Source organism: Streptomyces griseoloalbus, assembly GCA_014650015.1.
GTDB lineage: Bacteria > Actinomycetota > Actinomycetes > Streptomycetales > Streptomycetaceae > Streptomyces > Streptomyces griseoloalbus.
The window spans coordinates 234,442-255,412 of the sequence record BMUD01000009.1; the positions used below are offsets into that span (position 1 = coordinate 234,442).

Genomic DNA, 20,971 nt, shown 5'->3' on the forward strand with positions numbered 1-20,971 from the left:
CGGCCGGGACGGAGGGCGCGCCGGCCCGCGTCCCGGCCGCACCGGCGCGGGTCTCAGCCCGCCAGCAGGCCGTCCATCTGGCCGATGGCCTGGCTCATCCCCTCCACCATGCCCATCTCCGCCAGCTGTTCCATCTGCTCCCGGGTGTCGAAGGCGGACCGCAGTTCCATGCGCGTACCGCCGTCGTGCCCGGTGAGCGTCATCCGTACCGCGGTGGTCGGCATCTCGGGGTTCGGCCTGCCCTCCTGGTCGGAGAAGCCGTCGGTGAACTCCAGGGTGGTCGGCGGCGTGACCGAGGCGACCCGCCACCAGCCGCCGTACCTCTCGCCCTCCGGGCCGGTCATGTAGTACCTCACGCCGCCCCCGGGCGTCAGGTCGTGCTCCTCGACGGTCGCCGGGTAGCTCGGCGGGCCCCACCAGCGCTCCAGCAGCCGCGGGTCGGCCCACAGCTGCCACACCCGCTCCACCGGGGCGGTGAAGTCGGCGATGACGGTGAGGGTGAGGGCGTCGACGTTCTTGTCCACGCTGGTGACAGTCATCTGTCCGGTCCTTTCCTCGTCCTGTCGTCGGGGGCCGGGGCGGCGGGACCGGCGTCCCGGCCGGCGTCGTCCGCGAGCAGACCGGACATCCGGTCCACCCGGGCCCGCCAGGCGGACTCCAGTTCGTCGAGTGCCCGCCGCGCGCGGCCCACCGCGTCGGGATCGGTGCGCACGAGCTGCTCCCGTCCGCGTCGCTCCTTGGTGACGAGACCGGCCCGCTCCAGCACCGTGACGTGTTTCTGTACCGCGGCGAAGGTCATCGGGTACGCCGCGGCCAGACGTGACACGGACAGCTCACCCCGTACACAGCGGCGGAGTATGTCGCGACGCGTCGCGTCGGCCAGCGCGTGGAACAGCCGGTCCACCGTGTCGTCGGTCAACCCATCTACAACCATTTGGTTGTACGTTAGTCCCGCACCGCCCCGCACGCAAGGGGGCGGCCGGACCGCGCCGGTCCGCCACTGAACTCGACGCACCGGGGTACTCGGCCCCGCATGACGGAGAAGCAGCAGGTCAGCGGCTCTTACTGGCTCCAGACGGCACCGGACGGCCGGCACCCCGCACTGACCGAGGACCTCGATGTCGACGTGGCCGTGATCGGCGGGGGTATCGCCGGTCTGTGCACGGCACGGGAGCTGGCCCGGGCCGGGAAGAGCGTCGCGGTGCTGGAGGCCGGGCGGATCGCGGCCGGCGTCACCGGGCACACCACGGCCAAGGTCACCGCCCTGCACACGCTGGTCTACGACAAGCTGCGCCGCACCCGGGGCAGCGAGGGCGCACGGCTGTACGCCCGTTCGCAGTCCGAGGCGATCGAGCACACCGCCGGGGTCGTGGCGGAGCTCGGCATCGAGTGCGAGTGGGAGCGCCGCAGCGCGTACACCTACGTCCGCGACGCGGACCGGGCCGAGGAGCTGCGCGCGGAGGCGCGGGCCGCGCGGGAGGCGGGCCTGCCGGCCTCCTTCGTCACGGAGACGGGTCTGCCGTTCCCCGTGGCGGGCGCGGTGGAGGTGACGGACCAGGCCCAGTTCCATCCGCGCAAGTACCTGCTGGCCCTCGCCGGCGACCTGGTCGCGCGCGGGGGACGCGTGCACGAGGACACCACCGTCCTCGGGCTGGAGGAGGGCTCGCCCTGCCGCCTGTCGACGGCGACCGGGGCCACGGTGACGGCCCGCGACGTCGTGGTCGCCACCCACTACCCGATCTTCGACCGGGCGCTGCTCTTCACCCGTCTCTCCCCGCGCCGCGAGCTGGTCGTCGCCGGGCCCGTCCCCGCCGACCGGGACCCGGGCGGCATGTACATCACGCCCGAGGAGAACACCCGCTCGGTCCGCACGGCCCCTTACGGCGAGGACGGCACGCGGCGCCTGCTCGTGATCACCGGCGAGCACTTCACGCCGGGGACGGGCGACACCCGCGCCCGCTTCGACCGCCTCTCCGCCTGGGCGCGCGAGCACTTCCCCGACGTGGAGCTCACCCACCGCTGGGCCACCCAGGACAACGATCCCACCGACACCGTGCCGCTGGTCGGCCCGCTGCACCCCGGCGCCCGGCACGCGTACGTCGCCACCGGATTCGGCGGCTGGGGCATGAGCGGCGGGATGATGGCGGGCCGGCTGCTCACCGCGCAGATCACCGGCGAGGAGTGCGCCTGGAGCGGGCTGTACGACCCGCGCCGGCTGGCCCCCGCCGTACGGGAGGCGCCGTCCTTCCTCAAGCACCAGGCGCAGGTCGCCAAGCACTTCGTCGGCGACCGGCTGCGTCCCTCACCGCCGGTGGAGGCCCTGCCTCCGGGCGAGGGGGCCGTAGTCCGCGCCGGGGGCGGCCGGCTCGCGGTCTACCGCGACGACGACGGCACCCTGCACGCGGTCTCCGCCCGCTGCACCCACATGGGCTGTCTGGTCGACTTCAACTCCGCCGAACGCGCCTGGGAGTGCCCCTGCCACGGCTCCCGCTTCGACACGGACGGCAAGGTGATCCAGGGCCCGGCGACCCAGCCGTTGGAGCGCCGCGACATCTGAGGCGGCCACGGCGCGCCGACGCCCACCCGAGTGACGCCCAGGCCGAGGCGGGCCCACCACAGCAGGAACCGGCCAAAAGCACACATATTGTCATACGGTGATCACATGTGTACACCGAGTAGCCGCCGTATGTGCCCTGGGCGCCGCGCTCACCGCCTGCGCCTCCACCCCGCCCGCCCGGCAGGCGCCCCGCCCCGCGCCCTCCGCCTCCCCCGCGACGCCGTCGTCGCCGCCCACCCTCGCCCCGGGCCCCGCGGGCCTGACCCCGGTGTTCCACAACGGTCCGCGCACCCGGGGCAGGACCGTCGCCCTCACCTTCGACGCCGACATGACCGCCGACCAGGGCCCGAGGGCCGCGGCGGGCGAACACTTCGACCACCCTCGGCTCATCGCCACCCTGCGCGCGCTGAACGTCCCGGCCACGGTGTTCATGACGGGCCGATGGGCCGAGGAGTACCCGGCCCAGGCCCGCTCCCTCGGACGGGACCCGCTCTTCGAGGTCGCCAACCACTCCTACAGCCACTACGCGTTCACCGGTGACTGCTACGGCCTGCCGACCGTCCCGGCGGACCGGATGCGGGCGGACGTGGAACGGGCGTACGCCACCTTCCGCCAGGTCGGGGTGCGGGACCCGATGCCGTACTTCCGCTTCCCCGGCGGCTGTTACGACCGTGAGGCGCTCAAGGCCCTGGCCCCGGCCGGCGTCACGGCCGTGCAGTGGGACGTGGTCGGGGGCGACGCGTTCGCCACGGACGCGGCAGCGGTGGCACGGGGCGTGCTGGACGGCGTACGGCCGGGCTCGGTGGTCGTCCTGCACTGCACCCGCAGCGCGGCCCCGACGACGGAACGGGCCGTACGCGCGATCGTCCCGGAGCTGCGCCGCCGGGGCTACCGCTTCGTGAAGGTGTCCGAGCTGATCGCGGCGGCGGGCGGCCGGGCCTGAGCGCCCTACGCTGGAGACATGACCGACACCGACCCTCGTACCGACACCGATGCCGACTACTGCCTGATCGACGCGTCCCGCCCGCCCAGGGCCGACGGCCCGCCGTACGCGCGGTGCGTGCAGTGCCAGGAACCGACGGAGTACCCGGAGTCGTACAAGGGCATCACCCTCTGCCCGGTCTGCGAATGGCGGGAGGCCGAACGCACCTCGTGCTCGGGCTGACGGCGGTGCCGCGCGGGTTGGCACACTGAACCCGTGAGCAACGACCAGACACCTGCCGCCGACAGCCCCTTCCGCCCCGACCCCGGCGCCCGCGACGAGGCCCCGCAATTCGTCCTGCCCCTGGTGGCCCGCATCGAGCGGGCGGCTCCCCCGGCCCGCACGGACGCCCTGGAGACGGCGGCCCGCGCGGTCCTGGTGATGCTGACCGACGAGCGCTCGGTGGGCGACGGCGAGTGGGCGCGGGCGATGCGCGACTGGCAGGACGCCCGCATCCGCAAGGTGGTGCGCCGGGCCCGCGGCGCGGAGTGGCGCCGCGCGGAGGCGCTCCCCGGCATCACCGTCACCGGCAAGTCCGCGGAGGTCCGCGTCTTTCCGCCCGTCCCCCTGGACGGCTGGCCCAAGGACCTGGCCCGCCTCCAGGTCTCCGGCACCGATCTGGACGACCCGGACCCCGTGCCCCCGGCGGACCCGGTCACCCCCGTCCTCTGGCTGAATCCCGGCCTCGACATGTCCGCCGGCAAGGCGATGGCCCAGGCGGGCCACGGCGCACAACTGGCCTGGTGGGAGCTCTCGGACGAGGCCCGCACGGCCTGGCGGACCGCCGGCTTCCCCCTCGCCGTCCGCACCGCCGACCCGTCCCACTGGCCCGACCTGGTGAACAGCGGCCTCCCCACGGTCCGCGACGCGGGTTACACGGAGATCGCCCCGGGTTCGTGCACGGTGGTGGCGGACCTTCCGGCGTTGCGGTGACGCCTGACGGCCCAGGCGGGCTCGATGGACCGCTCCAGTCCTTCGGGATAGCCCTCGGACGGAGGACTGCGCATGGCTGAATGCCATGTGGTGCGCTGATGGTCCCCCGTAGGGTGCGGCGCTGTGGCTGTCGCTTCGGATCATCCTGTCCTCTGGCGGGACCAGCGGTTTCTGCTGCTCGCTTCGGCGCGGACCATCTCGGTTCTCGGCAACGGGTTCGCCCGGGTGGCGCTCGGTTTCGCCGTGCTGGCCCTGCCCGGTGCGACGCCGGGGCGGCTGTCGCTGGTGCTGGCCTGCCAGGCGTTGCCGCAGTTGGTGTTCATCCTGGTCGGCGGGGTGATCGCGGACCGGATGTCACGGGCTCGCCTGATGGTGGCCGCCGACATGGTGGGCGCGCTGGCCTATGCCGGACTCGCCGCCCTGGTGCTGTCGGGGCACGCCCCGTTGGTCGTCATGTGCGCGCTCGCGGTGGTGGCCGGGACCGCGACCGCCCTGTTCTCGCCCGCCATGGACGGCCTGGTGCCGCTCGTGGTGCCGGCGGACCGGTTGCAGCAGGCCAACGGGCTCCTGCGCGTGGGCACCAACACGTCCCTTCTCCTCGGGCTCGCACTGTCGGGAGTCACCGTCGCGTGGATCGGTGCCGGCTGGGCGCTCGCGCTCAACGCCGTCTCGTTCGTCGTCAGCGCGGCCCTCACGGCGCGGCTACGGGTCCCCGGCCGGCCGCGGAAGACGTCCTCCGGCTGGGAGGACCTGAGGGTGGGCTGGCGGGAGTTCGCCTCCCGGCAGTGGCTGTGGGCGGTCGTCGCCCAGTACACCATCGTGGTGGCCGCGCTGAACGCCACCGCCGGTGTCCTCGGGCCACTGGTCGCGGAACAGGACCTGGGCGGCGCCCGTGCATGGTCCGTCATCGTCGCAGCCCAGGCCCTCGGCACCATCGCGGGCGCCGGTCTGGCCGCCCGCGTCCGGGTCGGCAGGCCCGTCCTCGTGGCGGTTCTGGCCACCTTCCCGGCCGCCGCGCCGATCGCCCTGCTGGCCGCCTCGGCACCGGTCTGGGTCACCGCCGCGGCCATGTTCTGCTCGGGCATCGCCGCGGACGTCTTCGCCGTGCTGTGGTCCACCACCATCCAGCGCGAGATCCCCGAGGAGGCGCTGTCCCGCGTCGCCTCCTACGAGTGGTTCGGCTCGCTGGCGTTCGCTCCGCTGGGGCTGCTCGCGGCCGGGCCGGTGGCCGATGCCGTCGGCACCCGGGAGGCCCTGGCCGGCTGCGCCGCGCTGATCGTCATCGCCACCGCCACCGCCCTGCTGGCCCCTCGGGTCCGCGGTCTCACCCACGCGCCACCCACCACGGACCGCCATCGACGGTGACGTCCGTCGCTGCGCAGGCACGTCGGTGCACCAGCGCCGCGTTCCTACGACGACGGCAAGGCCGTATGGGCGACGCCGGCGCCTGCCCTGGCGACCGGCCCTATGGCGGCGCAGAATCCCTTCGCAGTTGCCTCACCGGAGGCGATCCTCGTCGGCGGCGGCACGCGGCTCGGTGACGGCGAGGACGATGGCGTCGAACTGGCCACCGAGGGGGGCTCGTTCGGTGTTCCGCGCGTGTGGTGGTGCGGATGTAGCCTTGGGTGAGACGACCCAGTCCACCTAGTGAGTCCCCTACCGGCGGAGAACCCGCAGGCAGGGGGCTTACTCGTGGGCGCTTACTTCTTCATGCCCTGGTTCGGTCAGGAGGCGGCGTTGAACAGATCGACCACGCTGTGCTGGCGGGCCGCGTCCAGCTTGTCGAGTGGCCCGTACCAGCGCAGCCCGTACTGATCGAGGGCGTTGCGGTCGCTGGCGTGGGCGCGGTCGGCCTGACGCCGGAGGTAGGCGGTGTACGGGTGATCCGGGAGAGCCGCGTCGAGTGCGCCCAGCCCCCGCACGTGCGCTCCCTTGAACGACGGTCCGTCCGCTCCGCAGTCGCCGCTCTCGCACGGGTCGCGCAGGATGCCGTCCGCCGTGTTGAGGGCGGACGAGGTGGTGGCCGCGTCGGCGATCCGCCGGGCGCCGGTGAGCAGGGCGCCGTCACCCGTCGCCCGGTACAGCTCGGTCAGGGCGCCGAGGAGTACGCCCTGGTTGTACGACCACACCGTGTCGCCGTTGTTGCGGCAGGTGCTCAGGTCGATGCCGTCGTTGACCAACTGCGAGCCGTTCACCATGCCGGTGCCCCGGAACCAGGACCAGCCCGCCCGCGCCCGGTCCAGATACGTCCTCTCGCCCGGCATACGGTTGTGCAACGCGGCGTTGAGCTGGATGTACAGGGAGTTCGCGATCGCGTTCTTGTACGTGCGCGCGGTGCTCCACCACACCCCGCCGCCGCAGGTGGAATCCCAGTAGGAGGCCATGTGGTCGGCGTCCGCACGCGCGGTGGCGAGATAGCGGCTGTCGCCGGTCAGGTCGTAGGCGGCCACCCAGGCCAGCCCCCACCAGCCGGTGTCGTCGATGTAGTCGTTGCGGAACTGCCCGCCCTGCGCGTTCACGTTCAGGTCGTAGGTGCGGGCGATGGCGTACCGGTAACTGCCCATGCCCGTGGTGCGGATGTTGTCGATGACGGCCGTGAGCGCGTTCGCCGAGTTCCACCAGCCGGTGGTGTCGAACAGGCCCGTCGAGTAGTTGTAGGACGTCATCAGCGCGGTGGCCGCGGCGGTGCTCCGGTCGCCGGCGTTCCACGTGGTGCGCGCCCAGGGAGTGCAGGCGATCTCCGGGCGGTCACCGGCCTTGCCGCAGGCCCGCAGCGCGCCGACGCCGTGACCGCCCCAGTCGTCCACGTTGTACATGAGGGTGCGCCAGGCGCGTTGTCCCGGGGGCACGGTGGCGTGGCCGAGCCTGCTGCCCGAACTCCAGGTCCGGCCGCCGTCGAAGGAGCGGTCGAGCCAGACCTCGTCGCCCGGGTTGCCGTTGCCGAGGGAGGCCCAGCCCATCGCGTCGGCGTCGTCGAAGTGCAGGACGATCGGCCGTGAGTGGACGGTGGCCGTGACGGGCTTACGGTCCCCGGGGGAGAGGGCGGGGTCACGGCCGTCGCAGTACTTGTTGCAGATGCTCGCCGCGGCGGCCGTGGTGGCCCCGGTCGCGGTGGTCGCCGTGCTGCCGGCGGACGCGGAGTGCGGCAGCAGCGCGCACAGGGCGAGGGCTAGGGCTAGGGCGGCGGCAGGCTGCCATCGGCTGAATCCTCGTACGGAACGCATGGGCGGACTGCTCCCTGTCTGGGGCGCCTGACTGCCCTGGTGTCACCAGGTGTGGTCGTGTGCCGGCCCTTCGACGGGCGAGGCGGCCCGGCACACGGGGCAGGGTGTTCGGCGGAGGTGGGGGGTGTGAGAGCGCTCTCGCAAAGTAGTACTGAGCGCGAGGGGCGTCAATGATCCTGTTGCGGACAAGAGTTGCCCCATGAGCGCGGTGACCGTTCGGCACACCTCTTGCGGCGGCTGTGGCGTGCGGTGTACCAATGGCGACGCAGAACCTGAACGTTGTTCAAGTTCGCGCGGGTGTCATGGCGCGCGAGGTCCCTTCACGAACCGTCAGGCCCAGGCGGGTGGCGATCCCACCGGCACGCGTGCGCTCACGCTCCGTCCGTGCGCCGCCGAAGGCCGATCGAGCCGGAGGAGCAGCAGATGTCCGCGGAACGCCCCGTTCACCCCCGGCGTACGGTCCTGCGCGCGGGTGCCCTCACCGGCCTCGGGCTGGCGGGCGCCCAGGTGGCCGCCCCCAGCAGGGCCACCGCCGCCCCCGCGTCCGCCCCCACCCCCGCCCAGGACGCCGGCGGCTATCTCGTCGGCCGGGGTCTGGCCGATGCCACCGGTGAGGTGGCCGAGGTCGGCATGATGGGGTACGGCCGGTTCGACCAGCAGGCCGCCGGGCTGCACACCCGGTTGCGGGCGCGCGCGTTCGTCGTGGTCGACGAGGCGAGCGGCCGGCGGGTCATGCTGATCGTCGCCGACTCGCCGATGATCTTCGAGAGCCTGCACCGCGCGGTGCTGCGGCGGCTCGCCGAGGCGTACGGCGAGCTCTACACGGAGCGGAACGTGCTGATCACCGCCACCCACACGCACGCCGGACCCGGCGGCTACTCGCACCATCTGCTGTACAACACGACCACGTTCGGCTTTCACCGCAAGACCTTCGAGGCGGTGGCGGACGGCCTGTTCGAGGCCGCGCGGCGCGCCCACGACGACCTGGCCCCGTCCGAACTGGTGCTCAGTCACGGCACCTTGACCGGGGCCAGCGTCAACCGCTCCCGTTCGGCCTTCGAGCGCAACCCGAGGACCGACCGCGACCACTTCCCGGACGCCATCGACCCGCACACCACCCTGCTCCGGGTGGAGCGGGCCGGCCGGACGGTCGGCGCCGTGAACTGGTTCCCGGTGCACAGCACCAGCATGTCCGGGGACAACCGCCTCATCAGCGCGGACAACAAGGGGTACGCGGCCTACCACTGGGAGCGCGAGGTCCACGACGTCGACTATCTGGCCGACGGCTCCCCGGCCTTCGTCTCGGCGTTCGCCCAGACCAACAGCGGCGACATGTCGCCCAACCTCGACCTCGTGCCGCCCACCACGCCCGCCGACTTCGCGCACACCCGCGCCAACGGACTGCGGCAGTACGAGGCCGCCGCGGACCAGTTGGACCGCCCGGGCGCCCGGCTGTCCGGCCCGGTGGACTCCCGGCTGGTGTACGTCGACCTCTCCGACGTGACGGTGCGCCCCGAGTTCACCGGCGACGGACGGACCCACCGGACCTCCAGGCCCTGCGTCGGTGCGTCCATGGCGGCGGGCAGCATGGAGGACGGGCCGGCCTTCCCCGGATTCGAGGAGGGCGAGAACCCCTTCTGGGACGCCATCTCCGACTCCGTGATCTACACGGTCTCGCCGGAGCTCGCACAGGCACAGGCGCCGAAGGACATCTTCGTGCCCATCGGGGAGATGAACCGCGTCTACCCCTGGGTGCAGGAGCGGGTGCCCGTGATGCTGGTGCGCATCGGCCGACTCCACCTCATCGGCATCCCGGGCGAGGTCACCATCTGCGCGGGGCTGCGGCTGCGGCGCACGGTCGCGGAGATCGTCGGCGCGGACCTCGACGACGTACTGGTCGCCGGGTACGCCAACGCGTACTTCCACTACCTGACCACCCCCGAGGAGTACGACGCGCAGCAGTACGAGGGCGGGAGCACCCTCTTCGGGCGCTGGCAGCTTCCGGCGCTCCAGCAGACCGCGGCCGAACTGGCCACCGCGCTGCGCGACGGCACGGATCTGCCGCTGGGCCCCGAGCCGCCGGACCTGTCCGGCAAGGCCCTCTCCCTCCAGCCGGGCGTGGTGCTGGACGCGCCGCCCGCCTTCCGGGAGTTCGGGGACGTGCTGCTGGCGCCCCGGGAGACCTACCGGGCCGGTGAACGGGCCGAGGTCGTCTTCGCGGGCGCCCACCCGGGCAACGACCTGCACCGGGGGGAGACGTATCTGGAGGTCCAGCGCCAGGAGCCGGACGGCGCCTGGCGCACCGTCGCCGACGACGGCGACTGGTCGACCCGCTTCCACTGGACACGCGACGGCATCGCCGCCTCCCGGATCACCGTCACCTGGGACATCCCCCAGGGGACGACGCCGGGTCCGCACCGGATCGTGTACCACGGCGACGCACGCGGCATCGTCGGCACCATCACCCCGTTCACCGGTACGTCACCGGCTTTCCTGGTGCGCTGACCGGGCGTACCCGGCGGCCCGGCGTCCCGGGGCCGGGCCGCCGTGCCGTGTCGGTCCGCGCGTCGGCCTGCGTGCGGGCGACTTCCGCGTACGCGCCGTTTCCCCCGCTCCCCGGTACGGACGGTCCCCGGCCGGCGCGCCCCCAAGCTCAAATGTTGCTCTGAAGGTGGCCGGGGCGTGGTTCGGGGGCGGGTTTCGGGGCCATACCCCCCTCACGTCCGGAGCGGACGTACGGGAGCCGGGGCTGCCGGGTGGAGGAGGGGACGGGGACGATGGTGCGACTGGGGACCGGGATCGGATGGCGGCCGGAGATCGCGGACGCGGTGGAGCGCATGCCGGGGATCGACTGGGTCGAGGTCGTGGCCGAGAACGTCTGTCCCGGTCATCTGCCCGAGTCGCTGCTGCGGTTGCGCGAGCGCGGCGTGACCGTCGTGCCGCACGGGGTGTCGCTGGGGCTGGGCGGTGCCGAGCGGCCCGACGAGGGACGGCTGGCCGACCTCGCCGAGCGAGCCGCCTCCCTCCGGTCACCGCTCGTCACCGAGCACATCGCGTTCGTGCGGGCGGGCGGCGCGATGACCGGCTCCCCGCGGCTCGAGGCGGGGCACCTGCTGCCCGTGCCGCGCACCCGTGACGCCCTCGACGTGCTGTGCGAGAACGTCCGTATCGCGCAGGACGCGCTGCCCGTGCCGCTCGCCGTGGAGAACATCGCCGCGCTGATCTCGTGGCCGGGCGAGGAGATGACCGAGGGTCAGTTCCTGTACGAGCTGGCCGACCGTACCGGCGTACGGCTCCTCATCGATGTCGCCAATCTGCACACCAACCACGTCAACCGGGGTGAGGACCCGGCCCGGGCGCTCGCCGAACTGCCGCTGGAGGCCATCGCGTACGTCCATGTCGCGGGCGGCTTCGAGCGGGACGGGGTGTGGCACGACAGCCATGCCCACCCCGTCCCGCGGCCCGTGCTCGACATCCTCGCCGATCTCGCGTCCCGAATCTCGCCTCCCGGCGTGCTGCTGGAGCGGGACGAGAACTTTCCCGAACCGGCGGAGCTCGAACGGGAGCTGGGGGCCGTTCGGGGTGCGCTGGAGCAGGGCGGGCGGGCGCGCCGCGCGGTGCGGGTGGCCGCGGCGGGGGCCCCGTCGCCGGGCGAGGGGTGCGGTGCGGACTCCCGGCAGCGGCTCGCGCTCGCGCAGACCGCCGTGTTGTCCGCGCTGGTCGCCGGGACGCCCGTACCCGATGGGTTCGACCGGGTGCGGATGGGGGTGCAGGCGCGGGCGCTCGCCGCCAAGCGGGCCGATGTCGTCGCCAAGGTGGCGCCCGAGTTGCCGGTGATCCTCGGCCGGGAGTACCGGGCCGCCTTCCTCGCGTACGCCCAGGTGTGGCCGATGACCGGCGGCTACCGGCTGGACGCGCTGGACTTCGTCGAGCAGTTGCTGCTGGACGGGCGGCCGAAGGACGCGCGGGCGCGGCGTGAGCTGCGGGAGTGGTGGCTGGACCGGTCGGGGCCGAAGCCCCGGTCGCGCCGGCCGGCGGTGCGGCTGGCCCGGGCCGCGCGGCGGGTGCTGTTGCGGCGGTGACCGTCATCGACCGGAGAGCACCAAACGGAACGTCACATACCGACAACACTCCGTCCGAATGGTGAACAGGTCATGGTGTTCTCATGACCGTGTCCCTTACAAACAAGTCATGTTCTGGGTCCCTCTTCTGCTCCTGGCCTGGGCCGTCGCCGGTGTGGCGTGCCTGCGGCTGTGTCTGGCCGCCGTGCGCGGCGCCGCCGCGGCCGACTCCGGCCCGGACCCCGGACGCGATCTGACGCTGTACGAGGCCGCGTTCCTGTCCGGCGGCCCCGTGCGGGTCGCCGACGTCACACTCGTCGCGATGGCGCGTCAGCGGCGGCTGCTGCTGGCGCACACCGGCTGGGCGACGGTGGTCGACCCGCGCGGGCGGGACGAGATGGAGCGGTCGGTGATAGGGGCGATAGGACCGGAGGGACAGTCCCCCATCGCGCCGGTGCGGGCCGCCGCGGCGACCGCGGACGCCGTGCGCGGGATCTCCGAGCGGCTGGTCGGCGCCGGACTGGCGGTGCCCGACGGTGCCGGCACGTCGGTCGCCGACGCGGTGCGGCAGGTGCGGCTCGCCGTGCCGGCCGTGGCCGGGCTGGGGACGGCCGCCCTGCTCATGCCGGTCCCGTCGGACCTGGCGCGCCATCTGGTCGCCCTGTGGTTCACGCTGCCGCTGATCCTCACGCTGGGCTGCCTGGCCATCGCGCGGTTCGAGGTCCACCCGTACTCGCGCTGGGCCTCCCCGGCCGGCCAGCGGTTGCTGGGCACCCTGCACCGCGATGCCGGGGACGCCGCCGACGACCGTAGGTATCTCACCTCCGTCGCGGTACGCGGCATCCGCGCGGTGGACGAACCGGAACTGCGCGCCGCCTTCGCGCACCGGGAGCGCCATCAGGAGCATTGACGCCGACACCCCGGTGAACGGTGCTTGCCTCGGACCACCCCTGAACGAAACATCCCTTGTGTCGCCACCGTGCACCGAAGGGACAGTCGATGAGAACTGCCGCCGTCCATGCGGCCGCCGGGTCCTTGCTGCTCACCGCCCTGGCCGCCGCCCCGGCCGGCGGCGCCGCTCCCGCCCCTCCCAGCGCCCCCGGCGCGGCCGAGCTGCGCGGAACCGCCGTGGCCGCCGCCCGCGCCGCGGACGAGCGCATCGACTTCGCCGAATGCCCCGAGACACAGGACCTTCCGAGCACCGTTCGGTGCGGCACCGTACGCGTACCGCTCGACTACGCCCGCCCGGACGGCCGGCAGATCGAACTGACCGTCAGCCGTGTCCGGGCCACCGGCAGGGACCCGGACAACAGCAAGCGCGCGGTGCCCCGGCAGGGCTCCCTGGTCCACAACCCGGGCGGGCCCGGCGCCACTGGCATGTACTTCCCGATGATGGGCGTGCTCCCCGAGTGGAAGCGCGTCGCGGCCGCCTACGACCTCGTCGGCTACGCCCCGCGCGGGGTGGGCCGTTCCGCACCGCTGTCCTGCACGGACCCGGGGACGTTCGCCCAGGGCCCCACGAAGGCGCCGGTCCACCCGTCGACGACGGACAAGGAGGAACGCGTCGCGCGGGCCAAGGCGTACGCGCGTGGCTGTGCCGAACGGGCCGGGGACTCGCTGAAGTACTACAACTCGCTCAACAACGCCCGTGACCTGGACGTGCTGCGCGCCGCGCTCGGCGAGAACCGGCTGACCTTCCTGGGGTCCTCCTACGGCACGTACTTCGGGGCGCTGTACGCCACGCTGTTCCCCTCCCACGTACGGCGGATGGTGTTCGACTCGGCGGTGGACCCGGACCCGCAGCAGATCTGGTACCGCAACAACCTCGACCAGTCGGCGGCGTTCGAGGACCGCTGGGCGGACTTCCGGGCATGGGTCGCCCGGCACGACGACGTGTACGGGCTGGGCGGCACCGCGCGGAAGGTGCAGGAGAGTTACGAGAGGGCGAGCGCGCGGCTGGCGAAGGAGCCGGCGGGCGGGAAGGTCGGGCCGGGACAGCTGCAGGCGGCGTTCCTGCGGGCCGGGTACTACGACGACCACTGGCCGCATCGCGCGCACGCGCTGTCGGCGTATCTGAAGGGCGATGCCGGGCCGCTGGTCGAGCAGGCGCAGGCCTATCCGGAGGCGGCGGCGGAGGCGGAGAACGCGCGGGCGGTGTATCTCGCCGTGGAGTGCAACGACGCGCCCTGGCCGACGGACTGGGCGGTGTGGGACCGGGACAACACCCGGCTCGCGCGCCGGGCGCCCTTCGAGACCTGGGCCAATGTGTGGACCAATCTGCCCTGTGCCTACTGGCGGGCGCCGCGGCGGCGGCCACTGGATGTGCGGGCCGGGCACGGTGAGCTGCCGCCGACGCTGATCCTCGCGGCCGAGCGGGACGCCGCCGCTCCGTACGACGGTGCCCTGGAGCTGCACCGGCGGCTGGCGGGTTCGGCGCTGGTGACGGAGCGGGACGCCGGCAGCCACGGCATCGCCTGGGGACCCAACGCCTGCGTGAACGGACACCTGGAGGCATACCTGCTCACCGGGCGCGTCCCGGGGCGGCGCGCTTCCTGCGCACCGCACCCGGAACCGGAGCCGCGGCCCCGGCCGGCGGACCGGCCGGCCGAAAAGACCCGGCCGGTCGCCTGATCAGGCCAGACCCGCGACCAGTTCCGCGACGTCCTTGCGACGGCCCGTGAAGAACGGGACCTCCTCGCGGACGTGCATCCGGGCCTCCGAGCCCCGCAGATGGCGCATGAGGTCGACGATGCGGTGCAGCTCGTCGGCCTCGAAGGCGAGGATCCACTCGTAGTCGCCGAGGGAGAAGGAGGCGACCGTGTTGGCGCGCACGTCCGGGTAGCCGCGGGCCATCTTGCCGTGGTCGGCGAGCATGCGGCGGCGGTCCTCGTCGGGCAGCAGGTACCAGTCGTAGGAGCGCACGAAGGGGTAGACGCTCACATAGGCGCGGGGCGTCTCGTCGGCGAGGAACGCCGGGATGTGCGAGCGGTTGAACTCGGCGGGGCGGTGCAGCGCCATGTTCGACCAGACCGGCTCCAGCGCACGGCCCAGCTTGGTGCGGCGGAAGAGGTTGTACGCCTCCTGGAGCTGGTCGGCGGTCTCGGCGTGCCACCAGATCATGAGGTCGGCGTCCGCGCGCAGGCCCGACAGGTCGTAGGTGCCGCGGATCGTGACGTCCTTGGCGGCGAGCCCGTCGAACAGCTCCTGGACCTCGTCGGCGTATCCGGCGCGGTCCTCGGGCAGGGCGTCCTTCAGCTTGAAGACGGACCAGAGGGTGTAGCGGATGACCTCGTTGAGGTCCTTGGCCAGCTTGCCCTTGTGGGGGATCCGATCGGGTGCGGGGGTGGTGGCATCGTCACTCATGTCCCTCATTCTCCCGCTCCTCCGTGGAGGCTCCGCACCGGGTTGGCGGTGAGCTGCCGCACGGCGCGCAGATCACCGTGGACCTGGTCGGCGGCGGCGTACGCGCTCGCGATGCAGGCGGGGACGCCGACACCGTCGTAGGCCGCGCCGCACACCGCCAGCCCGGCGAGGCCCGCCAGGTGCTCGCGGACGCGGGCCACGCGCGCCTGGTGGCCGACGGGGTACTGGGGCAGGCCGTCCTGCCAGCGGGTGACACGGGCGTCGACCGGGGTGGCGGCCAGGCCGGTGGCCGCCCTCAGGTCGTGCCGCGAGACCTCCACGAGGTCGGCGTCGTCGTGGCGGAGGATCTCCGTCTCGCCGTGGCGGCCCACGGAGGTGCGCAGGACGACCAGGTCCGGGTTCTCGTCGGCGATCCAGCCCCATTTACGGGAGGCGAAGGTGGACGCCTTGATGGTGTGGCCGTCGACGGGCGGCACCAGGAATCCGCTGCCCTCGGGCAGGTCGGTCTCCGCGCGGCGGTAGGCGAGGGTGACCAGCGCCATGGAGGCGTACTCGACGCCGGCGAGCTCGACGGCGGCGCCGGGGGCCTCGGCGCGCAGCAGCCGGGCGGCGGCCGGGGCGGGCACGGCGACGACGACCGCGTCGGCGTGCAGGACCCGGCCCCCGGCGGTGACCCGCCAGCCGTCCTCCGGTGCGCGGCGCAGCCCGGTGACCGGCGTGCCGGTGAGGATCTCCGCCCCGTGCGCCCGCAGCGACGCGGCGACCGCGAGCGGGAGGGTGCCCACTCCGCCCGCGATGCCCGTGAAGACGGGGCCCGTCCGGGCCGAGGCGGTGGACTGGGCCTGGATCTCGCGGACCGCCTCGGTCAGCGAGGTGTGGGTGCGGGCGGCCGCGAAGAGCTGCGGGACCGCCGAGCGCATCGAGATGCGGTACGCGTCGCCCGCGTACACGCCGCCCAGCAGGGGCTCCACCAGACGGTCGACGACTTCGCGGCCGAGGCGCGCCGCCACGTACGCGCCGACCGCCACGTCGTCGCCGACCTCGGTGCGGGGCAGGTCGGCGTCGCGCTCGATCCGGGCGAGCCCTTCGTCGGACAGCAGCCCGGCGAGTGCGGCGGCGGTGCCGGGGACGCCCATGACGTGGCCCCTGGGCATGGGGCGCAGGGCGCCGCGGGTCCACAGCGAGGCGGTCGCGGTGGCCGGCGGCTGGAGCCGGTCGGCGAGGCCCACTTCCCGGGCGAGGCCGACCGCCTCGGGGCGGCGGGCCAGCAGCGACTCCGCGCCGAGGTCCACGCGGGCGCCCGCGATCTCCCCGGGCAGCAGCTTGCCGCCGACCCGCTCCGAGGCCTCCAGCACGGTCACCCGCGCCCCGCGCCGCACCAGCCGGTGCGCGGCGGCCAGTCCGGCGATTCCGGCTCCGATGACGACGACCCGCCGGCCGTCGCCCGCATGTGATCCGCTCATGGCTCCACCCTCTCAAACGCCACCGGCGGTCCCGACGGCGCCATGTGGCCCTGCCGAGTCCCTACCGTGACCGCTTCGGGACCGTTCTGCGCCAACGAACCGCGCCCCCGCGGCGTCGAAGGAACGTCAGTCATCACCAGGCCCGGGGGGAATACCCACATGCGCACACGACGATCCGTACGACCCGCCCACGCCTTGGCCGGGGTTCTGCTGGCGGCGGCCCTCGCGGCCACCGGGTGCAGCGATGCGGGCGACGCCTCCGCCGGCTCCTCGGCCGCCGACGACAAGGCCGCCGTCGCCCCGGCGGAAGGGCAGGCGGCGGCACCGGAGGAGGGCGCGAAGCAGGGCGCCCCCGGGGGCGCGGCGGACGGTGCCCGGGCGACCGCGCCGCCGAAGGCCGGCGCGAACCACATCATCCGCACCGCCTCCCTGACCGTGCGGGTCAAGAACGTCCCGAAGGCGCTGGAGGAGGCCCGCGCGGCGACCGAGAACGCGGGCGGCTACGTCGGCGACGAGACCACCGACCGGGACGAGGAGGGCCACGAGCACACGCGCGTGGTGCTGCGCGTGCCGGTCACCGAGTACGAGGAGGTCCTCACCGAACTGGAGGGCACCGGGCGGCTCGTCGAACGCAACGCGAAGGCGCGGGACGTCACCGACCAGGTGGTCGACGTGGAGAGCCGGATCACGTCGCAGCGCGCCAGCGTGGCCCGTATCCGCGAGCTGATGGACCGGGCGACGAAGCTCGGCGACGTGGTCACCCTGGAGGGGGAACTGAGCACCCGTCAGGCCGATCTGGAGGCCCTGCTCGCCCGGCAGGCGTCGCTGAAGGACCGTACGAGCCTGGCCACCATCACCCTGTCGCTGTCCGGGACGCCGGTGAGGGAGGCGGTGCGGGAGGACGGCGATCCCGGCTTCGTGGACGCGCTCACGGGAGGCTGGGACGCGTTCGTGACGATGCTGCGCTGGCTGGCGGTGGCGGTCGGCGCGGTGCTGCCGTTCGCCGGGGCGGCCGTGCTGCTGGTGCTGCTGTGGCTGAAGGCCGTACGTCCGCGGCTGCCGCGGCGCCCGCGGACCGTGCCGGCGATGCCCACCGCCGGCCCCGTGCCCGGCGCCCGGCCGGCACCGGAGCCGGAGCGCGGCGGCGCACGGGGGAACGAGGAGAGCTGAGCGGCTCCACCGTCTCCCGTCCCCGTAGCGTGTTCGTATGAGCGTGAGCATGGGCACGAGCGGTACGCGCAGTGCGAGGGAACGCCTGGTGGTGATCGGCGGCGACGCCGCGGGGATGTCCGCGGCGTCGCAGGCCCGCCGGCTGAAGGGTCCGGACGAGCTGGAGATCGTGGCGTTCGAACGCGGCCACTTCACCTCCTACTCGGCGTGCGGCATCCCCTACTGGGTGGGCGGTGACGTCGGCGACCGGGACCTGCTGATCGCCCGCACCCCGAAGGAGCACCGCGCGCGGGACATCGATCTGCGGCTGCGTACCGAGGTCACGGAACTCGACCTCGACCGGGGGCGGGTACGCGCGCGGGACGTCGATTCCGGCGCCGAGTCCTGGACGTCGTACGACAAGCTCGTGATCGCGACCGGCGCGCGGCCGATCCGTCCGGAGCTGCCGGGTATGGACGCCCCCGGGGTGCACGGCGTGCAGACCCTGGACGACGGGCAGGCCCTGCTCGACACCCTGGCGCGCACCCGTGGTCGCCGCGCGGTGGTGGTCGGCGCCGGATACATCGGCGTGGAGATGGCCGAGGCGATGATCAACCGCGGCTACGAGGTGACGGTCGTCAACCGCGGCGAGGAGCCCATGTCCACCCTCGACCCCGACATGGGCCGCCTGGTGCACGAGGCCATGGAGGGCATGGGCATCACCATGGTGAACGGGGCCGAGGTCACGAAGCTGTCGACGGGGGACGACGGCAGGGTGCGGGCGGTGGCCACCGCGGACGCGGAGTTCCCCGCGGACGTCGTGGTCCTCGGCATCGGGGTGCGGCCCGAGACGGCCCTCGCGCGGGCGGCGGGGCTGCCCCTGGGGGAGCACGGCGGGCTGCTCACCGACCGTTCGATGCGGGTGCGCGGGCACGAGAACGTCTGGGCGGGCGGTGACTGCGTGGAGGTGCTGGACCTGGTCTCCGGGCAGCAGCGGCACATCCCGCTCGGCACGCACGCCAACAAGCACGGCCAGATCATCGGCGCCAACGTCGGCGGCGGCTATGCCACCTTCCCGGGCGTGGTCGGTACGGCGGTCAGCAAGGTGTGCGACCTGGAGATCGCGCGCACCGGTCTGCGGGAGAAGGACGCCCGCCGCGTGGGCCTGCGGTTCGAGGCGGTCACCATCGAGTCGACCAGCCGCGCGGGCTACTACCCGAGCGCCTCCCCCATGACGGTCAAGATGCTCGCCGAACTGCGCACCGGCCGGCTCCTGGGCCTCCAGATCGTCGGCCGGGAGGGGGCGGGCAAGCGCGTGGACATCGCGGCGGTCGCCCTCACCGCCGGGATGACGGTGGACCAGATGACGGTTCTGGACCTCGGCTACGCCCCGCCGTTCTCCCCGGTGTGGGACCCGGTGCTGGTGGCCGCGCGCAAGGCGGCGACGAGGATCCGGGGCGCCGGGTGAGCCACGGGCGGGGCGGGCGGGTCACGCCGTCCCGTTGATCCGGTCGATCGCCTGACGCGCCTGCTCGGCCGGGGGCCGGGCCGGCAGGGACGACACCGACGCCGCGGAAGCCACCGCCGGCGGCTGCTCCCCCGCCGGCTTCGCGTGCGCGGCGGCCCGCGCGGAGCGCAGGCGGTGGCTGACCGCCTCGTCCAGCGTCACCGGCCGCTGCGTCTGGGAGGCGAGCCGCCCCGCCTCCTGGCCGAGCCGGGCGATGTCCTCCCAGGGGAGGCGCACCACGAGCGTGAGCTCGGCCTCGCCGTCGGGCAGCGCGTGCAGCGCGGAGGTCACTCGGTCGTTCATCGGCTGTTCCTCACGTCGGCCCCGCGGCGCCTTCCCCGTGCCGCGGGCGGTTGACGAGTGGTACGCACCGCCGGACGGCGGTGTTCAGCCCCGTCGCGGATTCACCGACCGCGCCCGGGCACGAGTGGGACGCCCGGGTACAGGTGGGACGTGGTCATCCCGTTGTGCCGGTGCTCGACTCCGGAGAGCGTGCGGTCGGGCCCTGCGTGAGAACGGTCGGGCGGGGCGAGCGCGCAGACAAGCGCGTTCGCCCCGCTTCCCGAAGATGACCGGCGGCTCCACCGGCTCGTCGCGTCAGGTCCCGTCGCCTGCGGTCAGCGCGCGGTCTGCGTGTGGACGTACTCCACGAGGCGGGTCAGGGCGTCCGGGTCGGTGGACGGCATGACGCCGTGGCCGAGGTTGAAGACGTGGCCCTCCAGGCCGGCCGCCGCGTCCAGCACCTCCCGCGCCTTCGTCTCGACGGCCTCGCGGCCGGCGAACAGCACGGTCGGGTCGAGGTTGCCCTGGAGCGCCTTGCCGGGGCCGACGCGGCGGGCGGCCTCGTCCAGCGGGACGCGCCAGTCGACGCCCACGACGTCCGCGCCGGCCTCGCCCATCAGGCCGAGCAGCTCACCGGTGCCGACGCCGAAGTGGATGCGCGGGACGCCGTGGCCGGCCACCGCGCGGAACACCTTCGCCGAAGCGGGCAGCACCGAGCGCCGGTAGTCGGCCGGGGCGAGGGCGCCGGCCCAGGAGTCGAACAGCTGGACGGCGGAGGCGCCTGCCTCGATCTGCACCTTCAGGAAGGCGGCCGTGATGTCGGCGAGGCGGTCGAGCAGGTCGGCCCAGAGTTCGGGGTCGCCGTACATCATCGCCTTGGCGTTCTCGTACGTACGGGACGGGCCGCCCTCGACGAGGTAGCTCGCGAGGGTGAACGGGGCGCCCGCGAAGCCGATCAGCGGGGTGGATCCGAGCTCGCGGGTGAGCATCCCCATCGCCTCGGTGACGTAGGAGACGTCCTCGGGGGTCAGGTCGCGCAGCCGGGCCAGGTCGGCGCGGGTGCGCACCGGCTGCGCGACGACCGGGCCGACGCCGGGCTTGATGTCGAGGTCGACACCGATCGCCTTGAGCGGGACGACGATGTCGCTGAAGAAGATCGCCGCGTCCACGCGGTGGCGGCGGACCGGCTGGAGCGTGATCTCGGTGACCAGGTCGGGGCGCATGCAGGAGTCGAGCATCCCGATGCCCTCGCGCACCTTGCGGTACTCCGGCAGTGAGCGCCCGGCCTGTCGCATGAACCACACCGGGGTGTGCGGCACGGGCTCGCGCCTGCACGCCTTGAGGAAGGCCGAATCCTTGACCGTGTCGTCCTTGACGGGGCCGGAGGTCGCTGTCGGGGTGTGGCCCGTCGGGCTTGCGTTGGCACTCACGTCGGCAAGTCTCGCACGAC

Annotated in this window: 18 protein-coding genes; 11 read left to right on the forward strand and 7 right to left on the reverse strand. The window is 73.6% G+C overall.

All coding sequences use genetic code 11. The annotated features are described in order from the left end of the window. Positions 1 to 53 precede the first annotated feature (53 nt). Together IE178_RS16445 and IE178_RS16450 are read right to left on the reverse strand one after the other, a co-directional pair. Positions 54 to 539: an SRPBCC family protein gene (locus tag IE178_RS16445; RefSeq protein ID WP_184761513.1), complete on the reverse strand. Its 486-nt coding sequence runs from the start codon at positions 537 to 539 to the stop codon at positions 54 to 56. Further along, entirely contained in the window at positions 536 to 934 is a 399-nt protein-coding gene (locus tag IE178_RS16450) for an ArsR/SmtB family transcription factor (RefSeq protein ID WP_193512813.1), read from the reverse strand. Before IE178_RS16450 ends, IE178_RS16445 begins: the two co-directional genes overlap by 4 nt. A 99-nt stretch (positions 935 to 1,033) precedes the next feature. Here IE178_RS16450 and IE178_RS16455 point away from each other — a divergent pair, with 99 nt between their 5' ends. The 5 genes from IE178_RS16455 (at position 1,034) to IE178_RS16475 (ending at position 5,837) form a co-directional block, all read left to right on the forward strand. Beyond that, complete coding sequence (locus IE178_RS16455; RefSeq protein WP_184761515.1) at positions 1,034 to 2,557, forward strand: FAD-dependent oxidoreductase; 1,524 nt, start codon at positions 1,034 to 1,036, stop codon at positions 2,555 to 2,557. A 97-nt stretch (positions 2,558 to 2,654) separates the two neighbouring features. After that, on the forward strand, positions 2,655 to 3,500 hold the full coding sequence (locus tag IE178_RS16460; RefSeq protein WP_193512814.1) for a polysaccharide deacetylase family protein: 846 nt from the start codon (positions 2,655 to 2,657) through the stop codon (positions 3,498 to 3,500). A gap of 18 nt (positions 3,501 to 3,518) precedes the next feature. After that, on the forward strand, positions 3,519 to 3,722 hold the full coding sequence (locus IE178_RS16465) for a hypothetical protein (protein ID WP_193512815.1): 204 nt from the start codon (positions 3,519 to 3,521) through the stop codon (positions 3,720 to 3,722). Between the two features lie 33 nt (positions 3,723 to 3,755). Continuing rightward, complete coding sequence (locus IE178_RS16470; RefSeq protein ID WP_193512816.1) at positions 3,756 to 4,472, forward strand: peptidyl-tRNA hydrolase; 717 nt, start codon at positions 3,756 to 3,758, stop codon at positions 4,470 to 4,472. A gap of 123 nt (positions 4,473 to 4,595) precedes the next feature. Continuing rightward, positions 4,596 to 5,837, forward strand: a complete 1,242-nt coding sequence (locus IE178_RS16475) for an MFS transporter (protein ID WP_193512817.1) — start codon at positions 4,596 to 4,598, stop codon at positions 5,835 to 5,837. Positions 5,838 to 6,196: 359 nt separating this feature from the next. Here the strand turns inward: IE178_RS16475 and IE178_RS16480 are convergent, their stop codons facing one another. Continuing rightward, a complete protein-coding gene (locus IE178_RS16480; protein ID WP_193512818.1) occupies positions 6,197 to 7,696 on the reverse strand; it encodes a glycoside hydrolase family 76 protein in 1,500 nt (499 codons plus the stop codon). Positions 7,697 to 8,119: 423 nt separating this feature from the next. Here IE178_RS16480 and IE178_RS16485 point away from each other — a divergent pair, with 423 nt between their 5' ends. The 4 genes from IE178_RS16485 to IE178_RS16500 all read left to right on the forward strand — a co-directional run bounded on the left by IE178_RS16485 (position 8,120) and on the right by IE178_RS16500 (position 14,388). Continuing rightward, positions 8,120 to 10,201, forward strand: a complete 2,082-nt coding sequence (locus tag IE178_RS16485; protein ID WP_193512860.1) for a neutral/alkaline ceramidase — start codon at positions 8,120 to 8,122, stop codon at positions 10,199 to 10,201. 272 nt (positions 10,202 to 10,473) lie between these two features. Then, positions 10,474 to 11,778 carry an MbnB/TglH/ChrH family RiPP precursor modification enzyme gene (locus IE178_RS16490; protein ID WP_193512819.1) on the forward strand — a complete coding sequence of 435 codons (1,305 nt, stop codon included), beginning with the start codon at positions 10,474 to 10,476 and terminating at the stop codon, positions 11,776 to 11,778. A 109-nt stretch (positions 11,779 to 11,887) separates the two neighbouring features. Further along, complete coding sequence (locus IE178_RS16495; protein WP_193512820.1) at positions 11,888 to 12,667, forward strand: TIGR04222 domain-containing membrane protein; 780 nt, start codon at positions 11,888 to 11,890, stop codon at positions 12,665 to 12,667. 89 nt (positions 12,668 to 12,756) lie between these two features. After that, positions 12,757 to 14,388, forward strand: coding sequence for an alpha/beta hydrolase (locus IE178_RS16500; protein WP_193512821.1), 1,632 nt, complete (start codon positions 12,757 to 12,759; stop codon positions 14,386 to 14,388). On the opposite strand, the gene hemQ is transcribed toward IE178_RS16500, so the two are convergent. Continuing rightward, positions 14,389 to 15,120, reverse strand: a complete 732-nt coding sequence (gene hemQ / locus IE178_RS16505) for a hydrogen peroxide-dependent heme synthase (protein WP_184761529.1) — start codon at positions 15,118 to 15,120, stop codon at positions 14,389 to 14,391. A 5-nt stretch (positions 15,121 to 15,125) separates the two neighbouring features. Next, on the reverse strand, positions 15,126 to 16,583 hold the full coding sequence (gene hemG / locus IE178_RS16510) for a protoporphyrinogen oxidase (RefSeq protein ID WP_193512822.1): 1,458 nt from the start codon (positions 16,581 to 16,583) through the stop codon (positions 15,126 to 15,128). A 159-nt stretch (positions 16,584 to 16,742) separates the two neighbouring features. On the opposite strand from hemG, the gene IE178_RS16515 reads away from it, so the two are divergent. Together IE178_RS16515 and IE178_RS16520 are read left to right on the forward strand one after the other, a co-directional pair. Beyond that, on the forward strand, positions 16,743 to 17,753 hold the full coding sequence (locus IE178_RS16515) for a DUF4349 domain-containing protein (RefSeq protein WP_193512823.1): 1,011 nt from the start codon (positions 16,743 to 16,745) through the stop codon (positions 17,751 to 17,753). Positions 17,754 to 17,802: 49 nt separating this feature from the next. Beyond that, positions 17,803 to 19,200, forward strand: a complete 1,398-nt coding sequence (locus IE178_RS16520; RefSeq protein WP_193512861.1) for an FAD-dependent oxidoreductase — start codon at positions 17,803 to 17,805, stop codon at positions 19,198 to 19,200. Positions 19,201 to 19,221: 21 nt separating this feature from the next. Here IE178_RS16520 and IE178_RS16525 read toward each other — a convergent pair whose 3' ends face one another. Both IE178_RS16525 and hemE read right to left on the reverse strand, forming a co-directional pair. Next, positions 19,222 to 19,542 (reverse strand): hypothetical protein, encoded by a 321-nt coding sequence (locus IE178_RS16525; RefSeq protein WP_184761532.1) that lies wholly within the window; start codon positions 19,540 to 19,542, stop codon positions 19,222 to 19,224. Between the two features lie 314 nt (positions 19,543 to 19,856). Continuing rightward, positions 19,857 to 20,951 (reverse strand): uroporphyrinogen decarboxylase, encoded by a 1,095-nt coding sequence (hemE, locus tag IE178_RS16530; protein ID WP_193512824.1) that lies wholly within the window; start codon positions 20,949 to 20,951, stop codon positions 19,857 to 19,859. Between the last annotated feature and the right edge of the window lie 20 nt (positions 20,952 to 20,971).

Bases quoted from the DNA above. Each gene is read 5' to 3' on its own strand.
- IE178_RS16445 (WP_184761513.1), bottom strand. From the start codon at position 539: ATGACTGTCACCAGCGTGGACAAGAACGTCGACGCCCTCACCCTCACC.
- hemG (WP_193512822.1), bottom strand. From the start codon at position 16,583: ATGAGCGGATCACATGCGGGCGACGGCCGGCGGGTCGTCGTCATCGGA.
- IE178_RS16490 (WP_193512819.1), top strand. From the start codon at position 10,474: ATGGTGCGACTGGGGACCGGGATCGGATGGCGGCCGGAGATCGCGGAC.
- IE178_RS16520 (WP_193512861.1), top strand. From the start codon at position 17,803: ATGGGCACGAGCGGTACGCGCAGTGCGAGGGAACGCCTGGTGGTGATC.
- IE178_RS16480 (WP_193512818.1), bottom strand. From the start codon at position 7,696: ATGCGTTCCGTACGAGGATTCAGCCGATGGCAGCCTGCCGCCGCCCTA.
- IE178_RS16500 (WP_193512821.1), top strand. From the start codon at position 12,757: ATGAGAACTGCCGCCGTCCATGCGGCCGCCGGGTCCTTGCTGCTCACC.
- IE178_RS16495 (WP_193512820.1), top strand. From the start codon at position 11,888: ATGTTCTGGGTCCCTCTTCTGCTCCTGGCCTGGGCCGTCGCCGGTGTG.
- IE178_RS16465 (WP_193512815.1), top strand. From the start codon at position 3,519: ATGACCGACACCGACCCTCGTACCGACACCGATGCCGACTACTGCCTG.
- IE178_RS16515 (WP_193512823.1), top strand. From the start codon at position 16,743: ATGCGCACACGACGATCCGTACGACCCGCCCACGCCTTGGCCGGGGTT.
- IE178_RS16525 (WP_184761532.1), bottom strand. From the start codon at position 19,542: ATGAACGACCGAGTGACCTCCGCGCTGCACGCGCTGCCCGACGGCGAG.
- hemQ (WP_184761529.1), bottom strand. From the start codon at position 15,120: ATGAGTGACGATGCCACCACCCCCGCACCCGATCGGATCCCCCACAAG.
- IE178_RS16485 (WP_193512860.1), top strand. From the start codon at position 8,120: ATGTCCGCGGAACGCCCCGTTCACCCCCGGCGTACGGTCCTGCGCGCG.
- IE178_RS16455 (WP_184761515.1), top strand. From the start codon at position 1,034: ATGACGGAGAAGCAGCAGGTCAGCGGCTCTTACTGGCTCCAGACGGCA.
- IE178_RS16450 (WP_193512813.1), bottom strand. From the start codon at position 934: ATGGTTGTAGATGGGTTGACCGACGACACGGTGGACCGGCTGTTCCAC.